Source organism: Roseateles sp. (assembly GCF_049240545.1).
Lineage (GTDB): Bacteria > Pseudomonadota > Gammaproteobacteria > Burkholderiales > Burkholderiaceae_C > Paucibacter_A.
Genome location: NZ_JBMLSK010000294.1, coordinates 1 through 4,344, shown reverse-complemented (window position 1 = coordinate 4,344; position 4,344 = coordinate 1). Strand labels below are relative to the sequence as shown.

The 4,344-nt window shown below is 71.6% G+C and carries 2 protein-coding genes; both read left to right on the top strand.

Translation table 11 applies throughout. From position 1 onward, the window contains the following. The first annotated feature begins 173 nt into the window (after positions 1-173). The gene (locus ACOVRJ_RS18845) at positions 174-1,949 is read left to right on the top strand and encodes a hypothetical protein (RefSeq protein ID WP_422045364.1); all 1,776 of its coding nucleotides are present in this window, start codon (positions 174-176) and stop codon (positions 1,947-1,949) included. Positions 1,950-2,189: 240 nt separating this feature from the next. Then, positions 2,190-4,344: ABC transporter permease (locus ACOVRJ_RS18840; protein ID WP_422045363.1), on the top strand; the 2,155-nt coding region annotated here is incomplete at its 3' end.

Sequence of the window (4,344 nt, the reverse complement as noted above, 5' to 3'; positions counted from 1 at the left end):
TGACGCCGGCGCCGTTCGTCCTGGCGCTGGTCGCCGCCATCGCGCTGACCTGGGCAGTCACTGCCAGCCGCCTGTTCGTCGCGGCACGGCGCCGCCCGATCGAGGAGCTCGGACATGAATGAACCACCGCGCGCGCTGGCGCTCATGAGGATCCACCCACCCAAGGAGCTGCAATGACCGGAAGACCCGAGTCGCCCAAGACCCTCGCCCGCGTGCGGACGCCCATTGCGGGAGCTTCCCTTCGCGGCATCGCTGCAACCGGCAGACGGCGGATCGCCCCCCTGACGGTCGCGGTGCTGCTGGCCGCCTGCGCCAGCCTTGATCCGCCGGCGCGCGTGCCCGCAACCTACCAGCCGGTGCCCGGGCTGGGCGAGTCCCGCTTCGCAGTCACGGCTGGCGATGCACAGGCGCGCGCGCTGTTCGGCCACGGCCTGCAACTGCTCTACGCCTTCGAGCATGCACAGGCCGCCCGCGTGTTCCGCGCCGCACTGGCGCGCGATCCGACCTGCGCGATGTGCGCCTGGGGCGTGGCGCTGGCGCAGGCGCCGAACATCAACAACGACAACCGCGGGCCTGTCGGCGACATCCGCCGCCATATCGCACGGGCGCAGGCGGCCGCGGCCGGCGTCACGCCGCTGGAACGTGCGCTGATCGACGCCATGGCGGTGCGCTACGGCCGCGCCGACGAGCGCGAGCAGCGCGCCTGGGAAGCGCGCGGGGTCGCCATGTGCGCCGGGCGGCCCACGGAGCGCAGCGTCGACGCGCAGGAGCTGGCCTATGCCGCGGCGATGGCCGATGTGGTGCAGCGCTTCGGCGACGACCCCGACGTCGTGACGCTGTACGCCGACGCCGTGATGACCACCAGCCCTTGGGACTGGTGGGACCGCAAGACCGGCGCACCCACGGGCGCGATGGCCGATGTCGTGGCCCGGCTGCGCACCGCCACCGAGGGGCATCCGCAGCACACCGGCGCGATGCACCTGCTGATCCACGCCGCCGAGCAGTCGCCCGCGCCCGGCCAGGCCGAGGCTGCGGCCGACCGGCTGGCCCGCATCGCCCCTGGCGCGCCGCACTTGGTGCACATGCCCAGCCACATCTACCAGCATCTCGGCCGCTTCGCCGATGCGACACGGGTCAACCAGGAAGCACTGGAGGTGCAGAAGCGCTACGACGCTGCGCTCGCCTCTCAGGGCGTGAGCCAGCGCGCCGGCGGCTGGGACTACCACCACCAGCACTTTGTCTGGTTTTCCGCACTCAAGGAAGGCCGCTTCGAGCTTGCGCTGGCCACCGCGCGCGCGTTCGAGCAGCGCTTCTCCACCATCCCCGGCGGGCACGGCGAGTACGCGCTGATGCTCGCGCCGTTGACCGCTCTGCGTGCGCAGCAGTGGGATGAAGTCCTGGCACAGCCAGCGCCGCCGCCGGGCCTGGGCGTGGCCGAGGCATTCCGGCATGCCGCGCGCGCGATCGCCCTCGCCCGCACCGGCCGCCCCGCATCGGCGCAGAAGGAACTGGCGGAGTTCGACAGCCTGATGGACCTCGGCACCGTGCGGCGCGCGCGCCTGTTCCGTGAACCGGCGCCTGAACTCCTGCGGGTGGCCGGGGCCTGGGCGCGCGGCGAGATCGCACGGGCCGAGGGACGGCACGAGGCGGCGATCGCCGCACTGCGCCAGGCCGCCGATTGGGACGACGAGGCGGGCGGCGAGCCGCCGCGACTGGCCGCCAGCGGCCGGCTGGCGCTGGTGGGTGCGCTTCTGGCGGCCGGCCGGCACGAGGAAGCGGCGAAAGAGACTGCTGCAACGGTCAAGCACTACGGGCCGAACGCGTGGACGCAGATGGCGGAGCTGCGGCTTGCCCAGGCACGCGGCGATTCGGCACAGGCGGCAGCGGCGTCCGAGCGGCTGCGGGTGATGTGGCAGGCGGCCGACCGCGCCGATCTGCCGGCGCTGTAGCCGCGGCGGCGCCGGCATGCAGCTCGATCGTGATCCGCAGCGCCGGGCACGTCGCTCGGAAGCGCAGCGCAGTGCCAGCCGGTCGACGGGTTGCGCCATACGCGACCGGCGTTGCCAATCCACGTCTTTCAACGCGTTGCGGATCGGCGGCCCGGCTGCGCATGGCAGCAGCAATGCGGCCTGCGCGTCCACTGGGCCGCGCACGCTGATCCGGCAATCCGTCGACCGCAGGAAGAACCGATGAACGCCACCACACGTCTATGGCTCAGCCACGCGGCGGTCGCGCTGCGCGCACTGCGCCGCGACGCCGTCGGCAGCGCCATCAACATCGTCGGCCTGGCTCTGGGTTGCGCCACCTGCCTGCTGGTGTTGATGTTTGCGCGCTACGAGATGTCGTACGACCGCTTCTGGCCCGATGCCGAGCGCATCGTCAAGCTGACAACCACCACCAACAGCCCGGGCCAGCCGCCGGATGTCAGCCCGGCTGCACCCGGCGTGGCCCTGCCCTTCATCCTGCAGGACCTGCCGCAGGTCGAGGCCGGTGCGCGCATGATCCCGCGCACGCTGCGTGTGCTGTACCGCAATGACCAGGGAGAGCGGCGCGAGAACCCGCAGAGCTGGTTCGTCGACGCCGACTTCCTGCGCATCTTCCCGCTTGAGTTCATCGCCGGGCGGGCGGAGACCGCCCTGGTGGACCGGCACTCGATGGTGCTGGTCGAGTCCACCGCCAAGGCCTGGTTTGGCAGCACCGATGTGATCGGCCGCGAGGTCGAGGTGGACCTGCCTTGCTGCGGCAAGTGGGTGTCTCGCGTCAGCGGCGTGGTGCGTGAGCCGCCGCCCAACAGTCACCTGGGTTTGCAGCGCGTGCTGATGCTCTACAGCGACCAGACGTTTGCCGCGCATCGTGCCACGTTCGAGTCATGGCGGGCCACTTGGTCGCGGACCTTTCTCAAGCTCAAGCCGGGTGCGTCGGTCGACGCCTTGAACCGTGACCTGCGCACGCTGGTCGAGCGGCGCGTTCCGCCCAGCGCGATGCTGGGCGAGGTGCCGCTGCGCAACGTGATGGCCCTGGGCGCGGCCCCACTTGTGGGCCTGCACCTGGACGCCAGTCTGGCCGACGGCCTGATGCGTCCGTCCGGCAGCGGCGAGCAACTGGCGATTCTGCTGTCCGTCGCCGCGGCGGTGCTGCTGATCGCAGCTGTCAACTTCCTCAACCTGTCGCTGGCGCAGGCCAGCCTGCGCCAGCACGAGGTGGCGTTGCGCAAGGTGATCGGTGCCAGCCGCGCCGAGGTGGTGCTGCAGTTCCTGCTGCAGTCGCTGCTGGCCGCCGGCCTGGGCGTGCTGGGCGCGCTGGCGCTGGCCGAGCTGCTGCTGCCGCCCTTCGGCGAGTTCCTGGACCGCCCGGTGCCGGCCGCGGGGCTGTGGACCGCTGCCGCTGCCGGACTGCTGGTGGCGCTGCTGGGCCTGGGGGCCGGCGCCCTGCCGGCACTGCGGATGGCCGCCGTGCGGCCTGGCGAAGCGCTGCACGCCAACCGCTCGACCACCACCGCCGGCGGCACGCGGCTGCGCACGGCACTCGTGGTGGCGCAGTTCGCGCTGGCTATCGGCATGCTGATCGCGCTGCTGGTGGCTCAGCAGCAGTACCGGCACCTGCAAGCGGCCGAGCGCCACATCGACACCGATCATGTGGTCACCTTATGGGGACTGCGATGGCCCGAGGTGCGCGATGGCGCTCAGGCGTTCATGCGGGAGGTCCGGGTGCTGCCCGGCGTTCTGGCCGTGTCTTCGTCGGAGCGGATACCGACCGTGTTCAACCCGGACCCGGTCTCGGCTCGCCTTGCCGACCGCCCGGATGCCGCGACCACGGTCATCGACATGGCGTCGATCGACGACACCTTCTTCGACCTGTACCGCGTGCCGCTGCTGGCGGGCCGCCGTCTCGGACAGGAACACGAGCTGGACGCGGGGCATGGCCTCACATTCGAGCAGACGGCTCGACGTGGCATCAACGTGGTGATCGACGCTGCTGCCGCCCGCAACCTCGGGCTGGCACAGCCGGCCGATGCGCTGGGCAGGACCCTGCTCGTGGCGCTCGGCGAGCCCCCGAGCACGGTGCCCGCGACCATCGTCGGTGTGGTGGCGGCCGCTCGCTACGGTGGCCTCACCACCGCGGAAGGAGCAAAGCTCTTCCACCAGAACCGCCGCGAGCACCTCTGGTTCTCGATTCGCGCCAGACCCGACAAACTGCGCGAGGTGATCCCGCAGGTGCAGGCGATCTGGGCCGGCATGTTCCCGCGCGTGGCGTTCGATCCGCTGATCCTGTCTGAGCGGCTGGCCAGCGACGCTGCCAAGCACCAGCGGCCGACCCAGGCCTTCGCGGTGGCCGCGCTCATCG

Excerpts from the sequence above, each read along its gene's own strand:
- ACOVRJ_RS18845 (WP_422045364.1), top strand. The coding sequence starts at position 174 with ATGACCGGAAGACCCGAGTCGCCCAAGACCCTCGCCCGCGTGCGGACG.